12 protein-coding genes are annotated in these 20,396 nt (G+C 43.3%); 1 reads left to right on the forward strand and 11 read right to left on the reverse strand.

The genetic code is table 11. The features are described 5' to 3' along the window. Positions 1–139: 139 nt before the first annotated feature. The 9 genes from MHH26_RS07035 to nirB (MHH26_RS07075) form a co-directional block, all read right to left on the reverse strand. A complete protein-coding gene (locus tag MHH26_RS07035) occupies positions 140–700 on the reverse strand; it encodes a CatB-related O-acetyltransferase (RefSeq protein ID WP_307499740.1) in 561 nt (186 codons plus the stop codon). A gap of 64 nt (positions 701–764) precedes the next feature. Then, positions 765–2,132, reverse strand: coding sequence for an MATE family efflux transporter (locus MHH26_RS07040; RefSeq protein ID WP_340972846.1), 1,368 nt, complete (start codon positions 2,130–2,132; stop codon positions 765–767). 19 nt (positions 2,133–2,151) lie between these two features. Continuing rightward, positions 2,152–3,636 (reverse strand): D-alanyl-D-alanine carboxypeptidase/D-alanyl-D-alanine endopeptidase, encoded by a 1,485-nt coding sequence (gene dacB, locus MHH26_RS07045; protein WP_340972848.1) that lies wholly within the window; start codon positions 3,634–3,636, stop codon positions 2,152–2,154. 127 nt (positions 3,637–3,763) lie between these two features. Beyond that, positions 3,764–4,744 (reverse strand): pectinesterase family protein, encoded by a 981-nt coding sequence (locus MHH26_RS07050; protein WP_334749364.1) that lies wholly within the window; start codon positions 4,742–4,744, stop codon positions 3,764–3,766. Between the two features lie 83 nt (positions 4,745–4,827). Then, a complete protein-coding gene (locus tag MHH26_RS07055) occupies positions 4,828–5,571 on the reverse strand; it encodes a DUF421 domain-containing protein (RefSeq protein WP_307500669.1) in 744 nt (247 codons plus the stop codon). A gap of 27 nt (positions 5,572–5,598) precedes the next feature. After that, positions 5,599–5,922, reverse strand: a complete 324-nt coding sequence (gene nirD / locus MHH26_RS07060) for a nitrite reductase small subunit NirD (RefSeq protein ID WP_034660879.1) — start codon at positions 5,920–5,922, stop codon at positions 5,599–5,601. A 23-nt stretch (positions 5,923–5,945) separates the two neighbouring features. Continuing rightward, positions 5,946–8,360 (reverse strand): nitrite reductase large subunit NirB, encoded by a 2,415-nt coding sequence (gene nirB, locus MHH26_RS07065; RefSeq protein ID WP_223260716.1) that lies wholly within the window; start codon positions 8,358–8,360, stop codon positions 5,946–5,948. An 87-nt stretch (positions 8,361–8,447) separates the two neighbouring features. Then, on the reverse strand, positions 8,448–10,586 hold the full coding sequence (gene nasC, locus MHH26_RS07070; RefSeq protein ID WP_307499743.1) for an assimilatory nitrate reductase catalytic subunit NasC: 2,139 nt from the start codon (positions 10,584–10,586) through the stop codon (positions 8,448–8,450). Beyond that, positions 10,583–12,841: a nitrite reductase large subunit NirB gene (nirB, locus tag MHH26_RS07075; RefSeq protein ID WP_334749368.1), complete on the reverse strand. Its 2,259-nt coding sequence runs from the start codon at positions 12,839–12,841 to the stop codon at positions 10,583–10,585. The genes nasC and nirB (MHH26_RS07075) overlap by 4 nt, the downstream gene beginning before the upstream one ends. A 169-nt stretch (positions 12,842–13,010) precedes the next feature. Here nirB (MHH26_RS07075) and MHH26_RS07080 point away from each other — a divergent pair, with 169 nt between their 5' ends. Continuing rightward, on the forward strand, positions 13,011–14,213 hold the full coding sequence (locus MHH26_RS07080) for a nitrate/nitrite transporter (protein WP_307499745.1): 1,203 nt from the start codon (positions 13,011–13,013) through the stop codon (positions 14,211–14,213). Between the two features lie 62 nt (positions 14,214–14,275). Here the strand turns inward: MHH26_RS07080 and gltD are convergent, their stop codons facing one another. Further along, positions 14,276–15,760, reverse strand: a complete 1,485-nt coding sequence (gene gltD, locus MHH26_RS07085) for a glutamate synthase small subunit (protein ID WP_144459932.1) — start codon at positions 15,758–15,760, stop codon at positions 14,276–14,278. A 16-nt stretch (positions 15,761–15,776) separates the two neighbouring features. Then, the gene (gene gltB, locus MHH26_RS07090; protein WP_340972855.1) at positions 15,777–20,348 is read right to left on the reverse strand and encodes a glutamate synthase large subunit; all 4,572 of its coding nucleotides are present in this window, start codon (positions 20,346–20,348) and stop codon (positions 15,777–15,779) included. Positions 20,349–20,396 lie beyond the last annotated feature (48 nt).

Here is a 20,396-nt window from a genome sequence, read left to right on the forward strand (position 1 = left end):
GTCATGACCGTCCTCAAAGAAGAGACTGTCCATTTATCAATCAAGAACATTCAAAACAAAACAGGTCTCGAGGGAATGGTGCTGCAGGTGCTGCCTTGATCAATATACGGCTTAGCTAAACTAAAAAAGAAAGGCTTTTTCAGCCTTTCTTTTTTATGTCTTCTATTACATTTATACAATGTTCAATATCATGAGACTGCAAAAGGTGAAAAATAGATTGGATGATTGCAAACTCTAAATTCCACCATTCTAATAACTGCAGTTTTTCGATCATTTCGGATGAAAACCGATATTTCATGAGCTGCTGGGGATTTCCTGCGGCAATTGCATATGGCGGCACATCTTTTGTGATGACACTATTTGCTCCGATCACTGCTCCGTTCCCTATACATACTCCTGACATAATCGTCGCGCCATATCCAATCCATACGTCGTGTCCTATATGAACATCTCCCTTCGATTTGGGATGTCCTTTGATGTGGGCAGCTTCTTTGAAAATTTGATTAAACGGATACGTTGTGACCCAATCTGTCCGGTGTTCACCGCCAAGGAAAATTTTCACTTCGTTTGCAATGGAACAAAACTTCCCAATGTTTAATGTCGCTCCTTCCCCCCAAGTCAGCACTTGGAAATCTGGTCCGGCATAAGAAAAAACACCGATATTGTGCGAGCTCAGTTCACTTCTTTGATTCAAAAACATAGAAGATCAGACCTCCTGAAAAGTGATAGATCTTCGTATGTATATGCTGTTTCATACTTTCACATTATGACTGAACAAGCGCTACAATTTGTTTTTTCTTCCATACGAGCTTATAGTAGCCGTATTGAAGGAGTAAGTTCACAAAGAAAGCCGCAGGATAGCCAATCCATATGCCCTTGATGCCAAGGGATGTGTAGTGCGATAGCACATAAGCGACTGGTACTTCTACAAGCCAAATGGAGCAAATACTAAAGATTGTTGGCCATAAAACTGTTCCACTTGCTCTCATCGTGGCTGCAACAATTTGGGCCGTTCCAAAAATAAGATAGCTCCATAATGTAATGACGACCAAGCTATAGGCAATGTCAATCGTCTTAGAATCTGTTAAAAAGATAGATAAAATCTGTGGTGCAAAGAGATAAACGATGATAATAATGAATCCGCCTATGGCAAAATTGAGCCCTAACCCGATTTTTATCACATCTTTCAAGCGGTTGATATTCCCTGCACCGATGAATTGTGCTGCAAAGATAGAGACTGCAATGCCAAGACTCACTGCCGGCATCTGCACATAGCTCACGACTTGATTGACAACACCATAAGCAGCTGTGGCCTGTGATCCATAATCGTTGACAAAAGAAATAACAGCAATTTCTGATAAAGAAATAAGGATCATATTAATGCTCGATGGAATGCTGAGCTTTAATAATGTTTTTAGTAGATCCCCTTTCATCAATAAATGCTTTCTCACTGATGCATCAATGCGAAGCGGGTGCTTTGTCTTATATAAGTAGATATGTAGAATAATAAACGTTACAATGGTTGAAATCACAGAAGCATATGCAGCGCCGTATAAACCAAATGCCGGCAGTCCCAGCCAGCCAAATAATAAAATGGGCAGCATTAAAATATTCGTTGCCGTACTAATCATTAAGAAATAAAAAGGCGTTTTTGAATCCCCAGTTCCTCGCAGGAAGGTCGTGTAAACAAAATAAAGAAATAAGATCGGCATTGAGATGAATAGAATTCTGGCATATGCCGCACTTTCCTCCACAATATTTGCAGGTGTTCCCATGAGATTTAGGATGTCTGTTGCAAATAAACCTCCAATGATCGCTAAAGAAAGTCCGATTAAAAAGGTGAATGAAAGCGTTGTGCCAATAATTTCTTTTAATCTCTGGTCATTTTTCGCTCCATACGCTTGTCCAATAAGGATGGAACTTCCCGATCCAATTCCAATGGAAAAAGAAACGAGTAAAAAGAAAAGCGGAAAGAATGCAGAAATAGCAGCTACTGCATCCTCTCCAATCCATCTACCGACAAGAACGATGGATACAAGCTGTCCGATTGATTGCAAAATATTGCTAAGCAAAAGCGGGACGAGAAAAATGGACATGGTTTTTACTAAAGATTGATTGTTATCTAACGTCATGATGGTACTCCTTCTCTATCTAAAGATTCTCAGCTAAAATGCTGACAATATGGTCTTCTATCTCTTTCCCTTTTTCGTCATCAACAAGATGATTTAATAAAATGGAAAAGGCGACCGTCTTTCCGCTCTTCGTGTCAATATATCCAGAAAGTGTGCTAACCGTTGTTAATGAACCTGTTTTTGCACGTACTTTTTCTAGTGTAGCTGGTTCTTTCAATCTGTTCCTTAACGTCCCTCCGACCATTCGTTCACTTGCCCCTGCTAACGGAAGCGCATGTTCATAGGTCTTAAACCATTTTTCCTTTTGAATGTTTGTCAAAAATAACGTGAACTGGTTGGCAGAAACAAGGTTAATAGGTGATATGCCCGACCCATCTCGCAGCACTGCATGCGAAGGATTGATGCCAAACGCGGGAAGCTGTTCATACATGACATCCAGTCCATCCTCAAAGCTCCCTTTGCTTTTCACTTGTTTTCCAAGTTCCTTTAGCAACATTTCTGCATGGGTATTGTTGCTGAGTTTCATCATGGGAACAAGCAGATCTGATAAAGGCATCGATGAATGGGTGGCAATTTTCTTGGCTTTTTTAGGAACTTGTTTTGTTTTAAGCGGTCCTTTTACTTGAATCCCTTCCGCCTTTAACGCTCGTTTCATTAAATCTAACGCATAAGTGGTTGGCTCCCATAACGCTACCCATTGTCTAGATACACTCGCTTTCACCGGAATGGTGCCAGTCAAAGTGATCTTGTTGGTGCCGTGAGAGCGCTTAAAAGAAATCTTCTTTTTCCCGCCTTCTGGCACGGTTTTTACTTGATTCATGACTTGAGGGACAGAAGTCTTCGGGATCATGTCATAGGTCGCTTTTTGTCCTGCTTTCTTTCCTGGTTTTACTTCGAGAATCACGGTTCCTGCATCATAATCTTGATTCGGTGAAGCTGTGAGAGCAGAGATTTGTGCACCGTAATATTGATCTTCATCACTCCAAGGCAAATCAATAGAATATCGCGTATCATCATACCAAGTGTCATCTGCCGCAAGCTGTCCGCGAATCGTATGTATTCCGGCCTTTTTCACTTGTTTGGCAAGTGCTGCAAAATCCTCCTCTAATAAAGTCGGATCCCCGGTACCGCGTAGATACAGGTTGCCATGTAACGTTTTCTTTTGAATAGAACCATCCATCCAGATATCTGTCAGGAATGTGTGTGTTTCTCCTAGTATATCAAGGGCGATGGCAGATGTGAGCAGTTTCATATTAGAAGCAGGAGTAAGACGAATATCGGCTTGATGTTCATAAAGAAGAGAGGAGTCAGAAGTATTGCGGACGCTGATGCCGGAGATCGCGCCCTCTAAATCAGGTGCTGTTCGTATGAATTCATCTAAAGCTGTCATCCACGGCAGTGAGTCGTCACGAGCTGTAAGTTGATCATCTTTTGCTGAAAAAGGGAGAAATAAAATCGACAGGATACATATTTGTAAAAACAAGAGCTGTGAAAAACGCTTCACGCAATCCCTCCTTTTTTGTCGCAGCCAATTTTAGAAGAATATGTTCATTATACACAAAAGAACGTTTGTTCTCAAAGGTTTTTTAAACAGAAAAGTCAGCTTTCTTTGACGAAAACTGACAAGCCCTTTACCTTTTTTCTGGATTCCAGCCATCGGCTCCGCCAAGAACAGCTTGCACCGTGATTTGACTTGCTTCGTTTTTCGTTAAAATGTTGGACCATTTTACGCGATTTGCTACATTGCTTCCGGTCCCAGTCGATCCATATTCTTTATATCTTGCTGTTCTTTCGTTATCACGGTTATCCCAGTTATGCCATCCCTCTGCCTTAATATGTTCATCCATTTTTGTATAGAGGAATGTCACAGCGGAATGAGGCCTCCACGGACGTCCTAAATAAACCGATTGAGCAGCTGCCGTCCCCTTTTTCAATGCAGAATCGATGAATACATAGCCATACCTTTGTGCTTCTGTTGTGGATGCTGCAGTAATATACCCATTTCCAAGACTTTTTATTTCAGCTCTTTTAAACACAGCTGTGGCTGATCCAAAAATAAAATCGACCGTGCCCTCGATATAGCAGTTTTCATAATATTGCCGGCCTGAGCCTGTTGCATAAAGTGTATCTTGATACCCTAAGACTCTTATTTGTTTGAACGCAGCCCGGTCGCCAGACACATACAGCGCAACCGCCTGACCAGCATGTCTGCCGGCCGTATTTTGAAAGGTGATATTTTCTGCGTAAAAGTCGTTCGAACGAATCATAGTGCTGGAGCTATTTGTTGTGCTGCCAGTACTTGCATTTGTATCATCATACGTCAGAATCGTCTTGTATTGGTTTTCGCCGATAAAGGACACGTGCGGTTTATTTTGCGGAAGCAGGATCTTTTCTTTATACACACCATTTTTAATATAGATCGTTACGCGCTGTTGATTGTTCGCTGGAATCGCATCAATGGCAGACTGAACGGTTCGAAACGAGCCATTTCCCTTTTGATCGACCACAAGGACGCGGTTTGTTTGATTCTGATGTTCGGCTGCTTGAAGTGAAGCTGAGTTAAATAGTAATAAAGACAAGACGACCACAAGCCATACCTTTCCATACTTCATCGCACATCTCCTCCTCTTTGTGAACGTTTTCAATTAAACATTCTTTTTGATCCTATTCAACACACGAACAAAAAAACACCCACTTATTGATGTTGTGGATGTTTTTTAGACTTTTCATATTTCATCGCATAAATCCCTTCATTTTCAATCCATTCACAAAATAGAACGTCTCGATGAGAAGAAATGTGCTGCTTTTTTAATTGCTCACTCAGCCATGTTTCGTCAAAGCCAGCTTCTTGTAGGTCATCTTTTAAAATTTCGCCATCAATAATAAATGTTCTAGGCAATTTGACTTCTTTTCCCTTCACGTTCACATCTTCTGCGGTGGCAGTTGCGTATTTCATTTTCGGAAGAACACTGACAGAGCCGTCTGTTTCCAAAATGGCATATTCTATTTCATGCAAGGCAAAATGACCTTTCGCGCGAATCAGTGTCTGTAGCTGATTGAGATCAAGCATATTTTTCTTCAAACGATTGTAGTGAATGTTCCCTTTATCAATGACAAGCGTAGGTCTTCCTTCTAAAAAGGCTCGAATACCTTTAAAGCGTTGTGAAAACCATTCAACTGTATAGATGAGAACGCCCCACACTGCAACAGCAAACAAAATGTGCTGAATCTTGACTTCTGGGTCAAAAATGGCGTTTCCGACCATTTCGCCTAAAATCAGTGCAGAAATAAAATCAAACGGCGTGATTTGTGCAAACTGTGTTTTCCCTAATAATTTTGTAATAAAAAATAAGGCGAAAAACCCGATAAATAGTTCAATCAAAATACTAAAAAACGGCACAGAAATTCCTTCCTTTCTTGCTGCATTTACATACAGCATATACATGAAAGGAAGGATCTAAACTATTTATGAGGGCAATAAAATAAAGACATCGTCCCCCTCGACCAACGTTTCATACGTTTTAACGCATCCGTGATCTGGTGCTTGAACGTTCCCTGACGAAAGATCAATCTTCCAATCATGCATTGGACAGAAGACATGGTCTCCACTTACCATTCCTTCAGCCAGAACACCGCCTTTATGAGGGCAGCGGTTTTCAATGGCTTTGAACTGCTTATTAGAGGTTTGAAAAACAGCTAATTCAAGAGTACCGGCTGCGACTGTTTTCCCTAGCTGCAGCGGAAAATCTGATAGGGTGCCAATGTGAACTTTTACAACTGAAACTGTCATATGATCTCATCCCTTCAATTGATTTATACAGAAGCCGTCGCTTTTTGAAATAATTGTTTCGTGTCTTTTTGACTCTCGCGCAGCTCCTGCCAAGGCTCCTCATACGTTGACAGTGCGATGTCCATTCTTTGGATTAAGGCTTCTCGTTTCTCATCATCTAGGAGTACTGATTGAATATGATCTAATCCAAGTCGTTCAACCCAAGCAGAGGTTCTTTCTAGATAATTTGCCGTTTCTCTGTAATATTGAAGGTACGCAGCTGCCACTTGCTCTACTTCTTCTGCTGTACTGACCTTCATCAATAAATCTCCAGCCCGCAAGTGTGTGCCGCCATTTCCGCCGGCGTACAATTCAAACCCTCCATCAATTCCCACAATGCCAAGGTCTTTAATGCCAGATTCTGCACAGTTTCTAGGGCAAGCAGAGACAGCCATTTTGACTTTATGCGGTGTCGCAAGACCTTCGAATTTCTTTTCAAGTGCAATGCCAAGAGCCATCGAGTCCTGTGTGCCGAACCGGCAAAATTGTTCTCCAACACAAGTTTTGACCGTTCTTAAAGATTTTCCGTATGCATAACCAGATGGCATATCCAGGTCTGCCCATACTTTAGGTAAATCTTCTTTTTTGACACCTAGAAGGTCAATACGCTGGCCGCCAGTCATTTTCACAAGCGGTATTTCATATTTGTCGACGACATCAGCTATTTTTCTCAGGTCATTTGCATTTGTCACGCCACCGTACATCCGCGGAACAACCGAATAGGTGCCATCTTTTTGAATATTGGCATGCATGCGTTCATTCACAAATCGTGAGCTCTTTTCATCTTTGTACTCAAGAGGTTGAAGCATGCCTAAATAATAATTCAGGGCAGGTCGGCATTTTGAACAGCCTTCCTCTGTCTCCCAGTCAAGTACGTTCATCACTTCTTTGACATGCTGCAGGCCCTTCTCTTTGATTTCATGAATGACTTCATCTCGTGAACGAGTGGTGCAGGCGCAGATGGTTTCTTTTTGGGCTGTTCGGTTCGCATCATCGCCCAACGTGTGCCAAAGAATCTCTTCGACAACGGGCTTGCAGCCTCCACATGATCGTGAGGCACTTGTACATTGCTTCACTTCCTGAATCGTTGTTAAGCCTTCTTTTTGAATGGCTTCCACAATCTGACCCTTTGAGACACCATTACAGCCGCAAACGATATGGTCATTTGCCATGCTTTCAATCGTGCTTTCTTGCGCCGGATCATTCGAGGTTAAGACAGATACCTTCTCCATATCCGACATATCTACCCCTTCTCTAATATACGAGAATAGACGAGGTCCATCGCTTGTTTCTCCAAACATGACGGCACCTACTAATCGGTTTTGCTGGAAGACTAGTTTTTGATAGATGCCTTTTTGTTCGTCAAAGATTTTGATCGCTTTTTTCTCATCGTTTTCTATAAAGTCACCAGCTGAAAACACGTCAACCCCCGATACTTTCAGTTGCGTTGACAGAACAGAGCCTTCATATGGCACAGGATTCATGTCACATACATGCCCAGCAAGCACATTCGCTTGATCGTATAAAGGAGCGACAAGCCCGTACGTTTGTCCTCTGTGTTCTACACATTCTCCGACGGCATAAATGCCTGGGACACTCGTTTCCATGAAATCATTGACAATAATACCTCGGTTCACTTCAAGGCCGCTTATCTCTGCAAGCATTTTACTTGGTTTAATTCCTACAGCCATGACGACTAGGTCTGTCTCAAGTGTCGTGCCATCTGAAAATGATAATCCTTCAACTCTTGTATCTCCTAAAATCTCAGTTGTCTGTTTTCCTAACAGGAAGTTCATGCCCTGTTCTTCTAATGCTTTTTGTAGAAGCTGACCTGCAATAGGGTCTAGCTGGCGTTCCATTAAATGAGAGCTGAGGTGAATGACATTCACTTCCATGCCTAAGTTGAGTAGGCCGCGTGCTGCTTCCAGTCCAAGAAGGCCGCCTCCAATGACTGCTGCTTTTTTGTACCTGCTAGAGGCATTGACCATTTCCTCTGTGTCTTGCAATGTACGAAAGGCCGTCACGCCTTTTTTATCACTCCCTGGAATCGGCAGGATAAACGGAAGTGACCCTGTTGCTAAAATCAATCGGTCATAATGCACGGTCCGTCCTTGATCACTGGTGACTGTTTGGTTATCTGTATCGATCTTCACAATGGTCTCATTTGTAAACAACTGAATATCATGCTCCTGATACCAATTCCAATCGTTTAGTGTAATATCTTCAACCTTCGTATCTCCTTGAAGCACCTTCGATAAAAGAATCCGGTTATAGTTAGGATGCGGTTCACTTCCAAATACCGTCATGTCGAATCGTTCGCTGTCTGTTTTTAAAATGTTTTCGAGGCTTCGAATGCCAGCCATACCGTTCCCCACTAATACGAGTTTTTCTTTCACGATAAAACACCCCTCATGTGATCATTTTTTAGAAAGTACCATCATCTAAACATAGATGGAAAATACATGTTATGATTTCTCACATATTTTTTAATTCACATAGGCTGACAGCTGTACAGGACAATATTTAAAGCCTGGCATTTTACTGTGCGGATCTAGTTGTTCACTAATTAATTGATTAATGGATTGATGTTTACTCCAGTGAAATGGAACAAACACGGTATCTTTTCGAATGGTGTCTGATATGCGGCATCTCATGATGACACTTCCTCTTTTTGACTGGATGGTCACAAGCTCCCCGTGCTGAAGTCCATACGTTTTTGCTGTGTCAGGATGAAGCTCTGCATAAGATTCAAACTGCCGGGCAACAAGAGAGGTACTTTTTCTTGTTTGAACGCCCGTTTGGTAGTGAGCCATCACTCTGCCCGTCGTTAAATAAAGAGGATATTCTTGACTGACTGGTTCCTTTGCCACATTTTTTCCGTGTGTGACGACGGCAAACTTTGCTAAACTGTCAGAATGTGAGAATGCATGTTCAAATAATCTTTCGGTTCCTGGGTCTTCTAGATGCGTACAAGGCCATAATATGCCTTGCTCCTTCCTTAGTCTTTCATAGGTCATGCCTGAGTAATCCGCTTTTGCGCCTTTCGTTGCGGCTCTTAATTCTTCAAAAATCTCTTCTGCGGATGAAAAGGAGAAATAGCCGCTTTTGCCTAATACAGCTGCTATATCACAAATGATTTGCCAATCGTGTTTTCTTTGATGCTTAAGTGGATAGGTTGCTTCTCTAAGCGTAACGCGCCCCTCTACATTTGTCACCGTACCTTCATCCTCTAAATATGACGAAGTAGGTAAAATTACATCTGCCAGCGCAGCTGTCTCAGACATAAATAAATCAACAGCTACAAAAAAGGACAATTTCTTGATGGCTTGTTGAATAAAGCGCGCGTGCGGGCCTGACTGAACGGGGTTAGAGCACATTAAAAAGAGCGCTTTTATTTCTCCTTCCTGCATTTTTTCAAACATCTCAAAAGCAGACACGCCTTTTCCAGGGAGTTCTTTTTCATCAATGTTCCATATGTCAGCTATTTCTTTTCTGTGAGCAGAATTTGTGATATCTCGATACCCTGGAAGCTGATCTGCTTTTTGTCCATGCTCTCTTGCCCCCTGGCCATTTCCTTGCCCGGTTATTGCGCCATAGCCGCACCCAACGCGGCCGATCTTCCCAGTAACAAGCAGAATATTCAGGAAATTTCGCACAGATGCTGTCCCGTCTATTTGCTGCTCAATGCCTCTTGCTGTGAAAATCATGCCTGTCTTTTCTTGTGCGAATTTCCTTGCTATTTTCTGCAGAACTTCAATCGTCACACCGGTTTGCTCAGCAATGTTTGAGAGGGACATGCGCGAGACGTGCTCCTTTAATTCTTGGAACCCTGACGTTCGATGACGAATAAATGATTCATCTATTAAATGTTCATGAAGCATAATGTGCAAGATGCCGTTTGCCAGTGCAGCATCTGATCCTGGTTTCAGGCTGACATGTACATCGGCTAATTGGGCTGTCTGTGTTTTGCGCGGATCGATGACGATGAGAAATGCACCGTTTTTTTTCGCCTCTTCGACGTACGGCATGAAGGTTGGCTGACATTCTGCTATATTCGTTCCAACCAATATCAATACCCGTGTATGCTTGATGTCACTGAGAGGAAACGTAAGACCCCGGTCAAGTCCGAATGTTTGATTCGCCGCAGTTGCTGCTGACGACATACAAAGTCTCCCGTTGTAATCGATGTATTTCGTTTTCAGCGCCACTCTCGCAAACTTTCCGAGTAAGTACGCCTCCTCATTTGTAATAGATGCGCTTCCGTACACACTGATGGCATCATGCCCGTGTGCCATCTGAAGGGATTCCATGTTTGTTTTGATTTCATTAAGTGCCTCCTGCCATGACGCTTTTACAAATTGCCCGTTTCTTTTGATGAGCGGGTGATTCAAACGTTCTTTGTGCAGTGCGTGCTGGTGTGCATGCTGCCCTTTCATACAAAGTCTCCCGTGCGTAGTTGGATTGTGTACGCCAATCGTTTGATATCTGGTTCGTCCTTCCACATGCTGCTCTACTAGCTGCATTTTGCACTGCATACTGCAAAATGGACATTGGGATGGATACACTCGCTTTCGTTCTTCCTGCTCTGATATTTGCTGGGCATATCGTAAAAAAGACTGACTCATACCTTCACATCCTTTTGTCTGCTTTGGTCAAATTGTTCACAGAGCTCTTTTCTTCTTTCCTCATCAAGCAATTTTTCTCGAATAGAAATAAGTCCATATCGGAGAAGCCAATCGCCGATGGATTCTTGAAAGTATGCACTTTTTCTATAATCTTCAAGCAGCGCTTTTAAAAAAGGGATCAGCTCACTTGATTGAGGCAAAGTGTAAAAAAGCTGGCCGGCCTTCGGCTGACATACGTCACCTCCTATATAAATGTTCCATTCCCCCAGCTGTCTCTTCATGCAAATGTCATATATTGGAGCTAGTTTACACGTGCAGGAAGAGCCGGCGACATGAATAGAGGTGACGGCTGGTAAAAGTGTGTCTTCTACTTGTCTTTCAAACTCCATTACTAGTGCTGTGACAGCTGGATCGTGACTACAATCACATGTAAGGACATAAGATAGTCTTCTTTTCTCTTTCGCCATGATGGGCCAATGTTTTTTGACGATCTGTGCCGCCTGTTTTGACACGCCGATGAGCCGTATTCGCTTATGCTCTGTCAGCTCTGCCTGATCAATCAGTTTTTGTTCTAACAAAGACGTAATGATTTTCAGGAAATCCAGTTCAAGACGCCCTCCGTATAGCTGAGGCAACATGTCTTCTTGATCAGCATCGCTGATTTTTTCAATCGGTGATTGAAATTGCTCGAGATAGTATGGAATGGCAGACCTGCAGTTGCTGCAGCCGTTCTCTGTTTTCCAATGAAAATGTCTTCTGATTTCCTCCACATTCAGCAGCAGTTGCTTTTTGATAAACGAAAAAATGGTCTGCTCATCAGCTTCTGTACATGAACAAAAAGAGGCCGGCTCATCTATTTGTTCATGTGATGATAACTGACAGCAGGCACGGACGAGCTCTTGACAGCCGCCGCAGCCGGTTGCTGCTCCTGTTTGTTTTTGAACCTCTTCTAAGCTTGTCAGCTGATGGACGGATATGGTGTTCAAAATCGTCCCTTTTGTAACGCTTTGACATTGGCAGACGAGATCGTCCATTTTTAATGAATCTAGAGGAGATGGCTGCTCCTCATGAAGAGCTTTCATGACGACACTTTTATCACGCCCCACTTTCACATCTTGCAAAAGCTGATCGGCTTTCTCCAGTTCTCCAACTAATAAAAAACCTGTTAGTGCCTCGCGTTCAAAGACGAATTTTTTATACACTTCTTGCTCTTCATCTAAATATGTCACCACTGACGTATACGGAGAATGGTGTTCAATACATCCCGCAGAATAGATAGGCATGTCAGGTACTTTTAATTTTGTTGAGTAAATGGGATGAGGTACAGATGTAATTTGCTCGCCTAATAGATGATTGGCAAGTGCATTTGCTTGTTCATAAATGGGCTGAACAAGGCCATGCACCATTCCTTTATGCTCTGCACATTCCCCAATGGCATAAATATCTTGGACATTTGTTTGCATCATATCATTGACGACAATGGCTTTTCGCGTATGAATGCCGTGATTCTTTGCAAGCTGTATGTTTGGACGGATACCTGTTGTGAAGACAACAAGATCAGCATCCACGATGTCGCCATTTTTCAATAGAACGCCTTCTACCCTCTCGTCCCCTAAGCATGCAATGGTATGGGCATTTGTTTTCACCTGAATGCCCTTGCGCGTTAATTGCTGCTGTAATAGACTAGCAGCCGTTTCATCTAATTGGCGCTGCATGAGCCACTCGGCATGATGAATGATGGTTGTCTCAAGTCCCGCAATCTGCAGGCCAGCCGCCACCTCTACACCAAGCACACCGCCTCCGACCACTGCTGCTCGTTGATAACGCATCGCATCCGTACAAATGGCCTCATAATCATCAATTGTACGAAACGCATAAATCCCTTTTTTGGATACGCCCTGAATAGGAAGAAAATACGGCAATGATCCTGTTGCGATGACGAGCTTGTCATAGGAAATTTCCCGGCGCGCATCTGTCATGATACACTTCTTGTTTGTATCGATATGGACGACTGTTTCCCCTTTGTACATGATGATGTCATGCGCGGTGTACCATTCTTTTTCCTTGAGTTCAATTTGAGATAATGAGTCGCTTTTTTGTAAAATCGATGAAAGTTTTATTCGATTGTAGGCAGGGCGCTTCTCTTTTCCAATAACTGTTATGGCATAGTGTTCTGGCTGTTTTTGAATCATCTGCTCGATACATTTCATACTCGCCATGCCGTTTCCGATAAACACGAGTTTGCGTTTTGCCATATGAAATCAACCTCTCTAAGCTTCTTGCCCAACACATTGTATGGATAGATTATGGCACATGCCTGTAAAAAAGTGTGTATTTATGTCATTTTTTCTAACATGATACTTTCATTACTTGGGATAACTCGCTATCTTTAAGTCAGAAAATTCAAAATATAGGAGGCGTTTTATGAAACTCTCAGAGTTAAAATCAAGTGGTCACCCTAAGACATTGCTAAGTTCCTTTTTATATTTCGATGTGAGCTTTATGATCTGGGTCTTATTAGGGGCACTGGGTGCTTTTATTACGCAAGACTTTGCTTTATCGACCGCAGAGAAAGGCATGATTGTTGCCATTCCGATTTTATCTGGTTCTTTTTTTCGGATTGTACTTGGCTTATTCACTGATCGTATAGGACCTAAGAAGACAGCGGTAATTGGCATGCTTTTCACCACCATCCCGCTCATCTGGGGGTTCATCGCTGGTACAACCCTTTCCGAGCTCGTGCTGATTGGTATTTTGTTAGGAGTAGCAGGAGCAAGCTTTGCTGTTGCTTTGCCAATGGCAAGCCGCTGGTATCCTCCTCATTTACAAGGCGTGGCCATGGGGATTGCAGGTGCCGGTAACAGCGGAACACTGATCTCCACACTATTTGGTCCACGTCTTGCCGAGATTTATGGATGGCATGCAGTCATGGGGCTCGCCCTGATTCCGTTAAGTCTTGTCTTTTTGTTTTTTATTTTCACAGCAAAAGATGCACCAAATCAGCCCGCTCCAAAGCCGCTACGGTCGTATTTTTCAGTATTTCAGGTGAAATCGACATGGTTTTTCTGCCTGCTTTATGCGATTACATTCGGAGGATTTGTCGGGCTTTCCAGTTTTCTCAGTATTTTCTTTGTGGATCAATATGGTATCTCGAAAATTCATGCAGGTGATTTTGTGACTCTTTGTGTGGCGGCGGGCAGCTTCTTTCGCCCCATCGGTGGTCTCATGGCGGATAAAATAGGTGGAATGAAAGTACTGCTTGGATTATTCGCAGTCATCGGCATCTGCTTAGGAGGGGTGAGCAGTCTTCCGGCTTTACCTTTGGTCATTACCCTTTTATTTACCGGGATGATGTGTCTTGGGATGGGGAATGGCGCAGTTTTTCAGCTGGTGCCTCAAGTATTTCATAAAGAAATTGGGATCGTGACCGGAATTGTTGGTGCTGCTGGGGGCATTGGCGGCTTCTTTTTACCTAATATTCTGGGCAGTTTAAAAGAAGTGACGGGCTCATATATGTTTGGCTTTTTGACCATTTCTCTTATTGTTCTAGTTGTCTTTATTTGTTTAGTCATATCGCAGCTTAAACGCAAAAAAGTCATCATCAACCACACCATTTCTGAATCATAAAAAGCCATGACCACTCTTTGGTCATGGCTTTTCTTTATATGTGTAAACACCCTTTGTATGACCTATTTTGGCAGAACCGAACTCCCCATTAAATACCGGTCTACCTCGTGCGCCACTTGTCTGCCTTCATTAATCGCCCAGACAATCAAGCTTTGCCCGCGTCTTGCATCTCCCGCTGCAAATACGCCTTCTACATTTGTTGTATATTCCCCATACTTTGCGTCAATGCGATTGTTTTTGCTGTCCACGCCAAAGTGTTTCACGAGTGGCTGTTCAGTTCCCTCAAAACCAATTGCAATAAAGACTAGCTGAGCAGGCCATACCTTTTCTGTCCCTGGAATCTCATGAAATTCAAACTTCCCATGTTCGTTTTTCACCTTTTCCATTTGAATGGTATGAAGCTCTTTTAATTTCCCATTTTTGTCTGCCACAATTTTTGTGGTTTGAATGGAATATTGACGCGGATCTTCTCCGAATTTTGCTTGTGCTTCTTCATAAGCATAATCCAGTGAGAAGACGTAAGGCTGTTCAGGCCACATGTTATCCCCTACACGTGTATCCGGAAGTTTTGGGTGCTTCCCGAACTGAACAACACTTTTTGCTTTTTGGCGAAGTGCAGTTGCGACGCAATCCGCACCTGTATCTCCCCCGCCAATGACAATGACGTCTTTTCCTTTTGCATCAATGAAGTTTTTGTCTTTAAATCCTGAATCAAGCATGCTTTTTGTTGCGAGGGTTAAATAATCCATCGCAAGGTGAATCCCTTTAGCTTCCCGGCCTTCAATCAACAGGTCACGCTGCTTCTGTGCACCTGTACAAAGGATGACCGCATCAAACTGTTCTTTCAGTTCGTCGGCAGTGACATCCACGCCGATTTCTGTGTTCGTTACAAAATCAATGCCTTCTTGTCTCAACAGTTTGACTCTTCGCTCCACCACTTCTTTGTCCAGCTTCATGTTTGGAATGCCGTATGTCAGCAGCCCGCCAAGGCGGTCAGACCGTTCGAACACTGTCACGGCGTGGCCTGCTTGGTTTAATTGATCCGCACTTGCAAGTCCTGCTGGCCCTGAGCCGACAATGGCAATCTTCTTGCCTGTACGGCTTGAAGGAATTCTTGGTGTGATCCATCCATTTTCAAAGCCTTTATCAATGATCGTCCGTTCGATATTTTTAATCGAAACGGCTGGATCATTGATGGCAACTGTACATGACCCTTCGCAAGGTGCTGGACAAACTCTCCCGGTAAATTCTGGGAAATTATTTGTTTTTTGCAGTCTTTCGAGAGCTTCTTTCCATCTCCCGCGGTACACAAGGTCATTCCATTCTGGAATTAAATTGTAGATCGGGCAGCCTGAGACGCCGCCCCTGATCTCCATCCCAATTTGACAAAACGGTGTGCCGCAATCCATACATCTAGCGCCCTGCTTCTTCAATACGTCATCTGTATAAGGAGCGGAATATTCTTTCCAGTCATTTTGACGAGTGAGAGGGTCACGTTCATTTGGCTTTTCTCTTTTATAATCCATAAAACCTGTTGCTTTGCCCATTGTCCTCTCCCCTTTCTTAATGAGCGAGGGCTGCTTTTTGCCCGTTTGCCGTTTCTTGATTTTTCGGTTTTGTGTTTGCTTCAAAGGCAAACATGACCGCTTCTTCATGACTGAGGCCCGCTTGTTTTTGTTCTTCAATGCTTTGAAGCATCATTTTGTAATTTCTCGGAATAACTTTGATGAAATGATCCTTTTCTTGCGCCCAGTTTTCTAGAAGTGCCGATGCTTTTGAGCTGTTTGTATAATGAAGGTGCTCTTTAATCAACTGTTTCACTTCTTGTTCTTCTTCATGATCTGTGAGCTTTTCAAACATGATCATTTCCATGTTGCACATTCTTTTGAACTGTTTCGCATCGGATGTATGGACGTAAGCTACGCCGCCAGACATGCCTGCACCAAAGTTTCTTCCGACGTCTCCTAAAATGACGACACGTCCGCCAGTCATGTATTCACAGCCGTGATCTCCGATTCCTTCAACAACCACATGCACACCTGAATTACGAACGGCAAAGCGCTCACCTGCACGCCCGTTAATAAAGGCTTTTCCGCTTGTCGCTCCGTAGAATGCGACGTTTCCGACAATGACGTTTTCATGTCCATTTTGTACAAAGTGATCAGAGGTTTTGACCGCAATTTTGCCTCCAGAGAGTCCTTTGCCGATATAGTCATTTGAATCACCTGTTAAATAGAGAGACATGCCCTTTGGCACAAATGCGCCGAAGCTTTGTCCTGCGGAACCAGTGAACCTTAGTGTGATCGTATCCTCTGGCAAGCCTTCTTCCCCGTAGCGCTTAGACACTTCACTTCCAGTAATGGTTCCGGCCACACGATTGATATTGCGAATATTCAATGATAGATCAACCGGTGTTTGATGATTCAGCGCTTCCTGTACATAAGGGAGGATTTCATTCATATCCAGTGATTCATCAATTTTATGATTTTGCGGTGTTCTGAATGTACGAGCTCCTTCTGGCTGATAAAGCAGTGTTTCAAGGTCTAGCTGCCCTGCTTTCCAGTGTGCTTTTGCTCGTTCACTGACTCCTAGAACATCCGTGCGTCCAATTAATTCATCCATTGATGTAAAGCCAAGTTCCGCTAAGATTTCTCTTACTTCCTCTGCAATAAACATCATGAAATTCACAATGTGATCAGGGTTCCCCATGAATTTTTTGCGAAGCTCTGGATTTTGTGTAGCGACGCCGACTGGGCAAGTATCTAAATGACATGCTCTCATCATCACACAGCCCAATACGACAAGTGGAGCTGTCGCAAAGCCGTATTCTTCTGCTCCTAAAATCGCAGCCATGACAACATCGCGTCCAGTCATTAACTTGCCGTCCGTTTCAAGAACGACTCTCTCGCGAAGACCATTTAACACAAGGGTTTGATGTGCTTCTGCCAAACCGAGCTCCCAAGGAAGTCCTGTGTGTTTAATACTCGTTTTCGGCGAAGCTCCTGTGCCGCCATCGTATCCACTGATCACAATGACATCCGCCGTCCCTTTTGCTACACCTGCTGCAATCGTCCCAACGCCGGCTTTAGACACAAGCTTGACGCTGATGCGGGCATCACGGTTCGCGTTTTTCAAATCATGGATCAGCTGCGCCAAATCCTCGATGGAATAAATATCATGATGCGGCGGTGGTGAAATCAATCCGACGCCTGGTGTAGAGCCACGTACATCGGCAACCCAAGGGTATACTTTATTTCCTGGCAGCTGTCCGCCTTCTCCAGGTTTTGCTCCCTGCGCCATTTTAATTTGGAGTTCATCTGCATTGACCAAATAATGACTCTTTACGCCAAAGCGTCCGGAAGCAATTTGTTTAATCGCACTTCTGCGATCATCGCCGCGTTCATCAACTGTAAAGCGTGCAGGATCTTCTCCGCCTTCTCCGCTGTTACTTTTACCGCCAATTCGGTTCATGGCAATCGCAAGCGCTTCGTGCGCTTCTTTACTTAAAGATCCAAATGACATGGCACCTGTCTTGAATCGGCGCACGATGGATTCAGCAGATTCAACGTCTTCCAGACGAACTGGCTTTTGTTTTGGCTGGAAAGAAAATAAATTTCTGAGGAAGCCGATTCTTTCTTCGTCCGCTGCCTTTGTATATTGCTTAAATAGATCGTAATCTTCATTGCGGCATGCCCACTGAAGCGTATGGATCGTTTTTGGATTAAAGGCATGGTGCTCTCCATTTTTTCTCCACTGGAAATCACTGCCTGATTCGAGTGTTTGGTCAGTCGCTGCCTGATACCCTGCTTCATGACGGAGTTTTGCCTCATGTGCAATGGTCTCAAGATCAATCCCGCCAAGCTGAGAAGCTGTTCCCGTGAAATACGCCTGAATGACGTCTTCACTAATGCCGACGGCTTCAAAGATTTGCGCTCCTCTATAGCTTTGCACAGTGGAAATTCCCACTTTAGACATGACTTTGACGACACCTTCGGTCACGCTTTTACCAAACTTTGTGACCGCTTCATCAAAGCTGAAAGAGATCGCTTCTTCTGCAATCAACTGTTTGTACGTTTCATACACAAGATAAGGATGGATCGCATCTGCTCCGTAGCCAATCAGTGCTGCAAAATGATGGACCTCTCTGACTTCTCCAGATTCAACGATCAGACTAACCTTTGTCCGTAAGCCTTGGCGTACAAGATGCTGATGCAGTGCACTGAGCGCTAGAAGCGGTGGAATCGGCACTTTTTGTTCTGTCATTTCACGATCTGAAAGGATTAATAAAGATACGCCTTCGCGGATCGCTTTTTCCGCCTCTTCAAACATCGCATCCAATCCGCGCTTTAAATCATCGGTGAATAGAGTATGAATCGTTTTGCTTTTAAAGGCATTATGAACAATCGTTTTCAAGCCGTTAAATTGTCCACTCGTTAAGACCGGTGTATAAAGTTTAATTCTTCGGCATGAATATTCATTCGGATGTAAAATATCTCCTTCAGCACCTAACCAAGTCATGGTTGATGTCACAAGCTGCTCACGAATGGCATCAATCGGCGGGTTCGTCACCTGTGCAAACAACTGCTTGAAATAATGAAACAGAGACTGCGCACGATCTGATAACACAGCAAGCGGTGTGTCGCTTCCCATTGAACCGATTGGGTCCTTACCTTCTTCTAGTAAAGGAATTAAATATTTTTGAATGTCTTCGTACGTATAATGGAACGCACGCTGACGAGTCAATAAATCATCCATTATACTAGAATTTTCTGAATTTTCTTCCGAGCGATTGACATGAACCATTTCTTCATCAAGCCATTTTTGATAAGGAAGTTCATTCGCAATCGTGGATTTCACTTCTTCGTCAGAAATAATTCGTCCTTCTTCTAAATCGATTAACAGCATTTTGCCCGGCTCAAGACGGTCTTTGTATTTGACATCCTCTTCATTTGTGTCGATCACGCCGACCTCAGAAGAGAAAATGATATGATCATCATTTGTGACGTAATATCTTGCCGGTCTTAATCCGTTTCGGTCTAAGATGGCACCGATTTGTTTACCATCTGTAAAGGAAATGGCTGTTGGTCCATCCCACGGCTCCATGAGAGAACTATGGTATTCATAAAATGCCCGTTTCTCTTTTGACATGTGCGTGTTTTCAGTCCAAGGCTCTGGAATCAGCATCATCGCTGTATGAGCAGGTGTACGGCCTGCAAGCACAAAGAATTCAAAGGCATTGTCTAGAATGGATGAATCACTTCCGTCTGCATTCAGCACTGGTAAAATCTTGTCTAAATCGTCTCCGAAAGCTTCAGATACGAATTGTTGTTCTCTTGCTCTCATCCAATTAATGTTTCCTCTTAATGTGTTGATTTCACCGTTGTGAATCAAGTAACGGTTTGGATGGGCTCTTTCCCATGTAGGAAATGTATTTGTACTAAATCTTGAATGAACAAGTGAAAATGCAGAAACAAATGTTTCATCCTGAAGATCAAGATAAAAAGCATCGACTTGATCTGATGTTAAAAGCCCCTTGTATACAATGGTTTGACTCGACAGGCTGACAAAGTAAAATTGCTGTTCCTCTGCTGTTCCCCAGTTCTCAGCCTGCTTACGAATGACATATAATTTTCTTTCAAATGACAAACGATCTGTGATGTTGTCGTTTGCCCCGATAAAGACTTGCCTCACAACCGGACAGCTCTTCGCTGCGACAGTACCAATTTTACCGGCATCGACAGGGACTGTTCTCCAGCCAATTAATGTTTGACCTTCTTGTTTAATGAATCCGTTGATTTTTTGCTCGATGGCTTGACGCGTTTTCTCGTCATCCTCTTTTGAAAAGAAGACCATTCCTACCCCGTAACGGCCCTTTTCAGGAAGTGCAAAGTCTTTGCAGCTTTTTCTAAAGAAAGCGTCTGGCAGCTGTACCATTAAGCCGGCACCATCACCTGTATACGGATCACTGCCTTGCCCGCCGCGGTGATCAAGCTGGCAAAGCATTTGTAATCCCTTTTTGACGATGCTGTGTGTCGCTTCCCCTTTTAAATGAGCGTACAGTCCGATTCCACATGCATCATGTTCAAATTCAGGACGGTAGAGACCTTGTGGTTGTGGTAGTTGATTATAAGTCATCGTTTCTCTCCCCCGTTTAAAAGATCCGTTTTTTCACAGTCATAAAAT

Source organism: Bacillus sp. FSL K6-2839, assembly GCF_038003365.1.
Lineage (GTDB): Bacteria > Bacillota > Bacilli > Bacillales > Bacillaceae > Bacillus.

Excerpts from the sequence above, each read along its gene's own strand:
- nasC (WP_307499743.1), bottom strand. The coding sequence starts at position 10,586 with ATGAGTCAGTCTTTTTTACGATATGCCCAGCAAATATCAGAGCAGGAA.
- MHH26_RS07055 (WP_307500669.1), bottom strand. The coding sequence starts at position 5,571 with ATGCTGTATGTAAATGCAGCAAGAAAGGAAGGAATTTCTGTGCCGTTT.
- nirD (WP_034660879.1), bottom strand. The coding sequence starts at position 5,922 with ATGACAGTTTCAGTTGTAAAAGTTCACATTGGCACCCTATCAGATTTT.
- gltD (WP_144459932.1), bottom strand. The coding sequence starts at position 15,760 with ATGGGCAAAGCAACAGGTTTTATGGATTATAAAAGAGAAAAGCCAAAT.
- nirB (WP_334749368.1), bottom strand. The coding sequence starts at position 12,841 with ATGGCAAAACGCAAACTCGTGTTTATCGGAAACGGCATGGCGAGTATG.
- MHH26_RS07050 (WP_334749364.1), bottom strand. The coding sequence starts at position 4,744 with ATGAAGTATGGAAAGGTATGGCTTGTGGTCGTCTTGTCTTTATTACTA.
- MHH26_RS07080 (WP_307499745.1), top strand. The coding sequence starts at position 13,011 with ATGAAACTCTCAGAGTTAAAATCAAGTGGTCACCCTAAGACATTGCTA.
- MHH26_RS07040 (WP_340972846.1), bottom strand. The coding sequence starts at position 2,132 with ATGACGTTAGATAACAATCAATCTTTAGTAAAAACCATGTCCATTTTT.
- gltB (WP_340972855.1), bottom strand. The coding sequence starts at position 20,348 with ATGACTTATAATCAACTACCACAACCACAAGGTCTCTACCGTCCTGAA.
- MHH26_RS07035 (WP_307499740.1), bottom strand. The coding sequence starts at position 700 with ATGTTTTTGAATCAAAGAAGTGAACTGAGCTCGCACAATATCGGTGTT.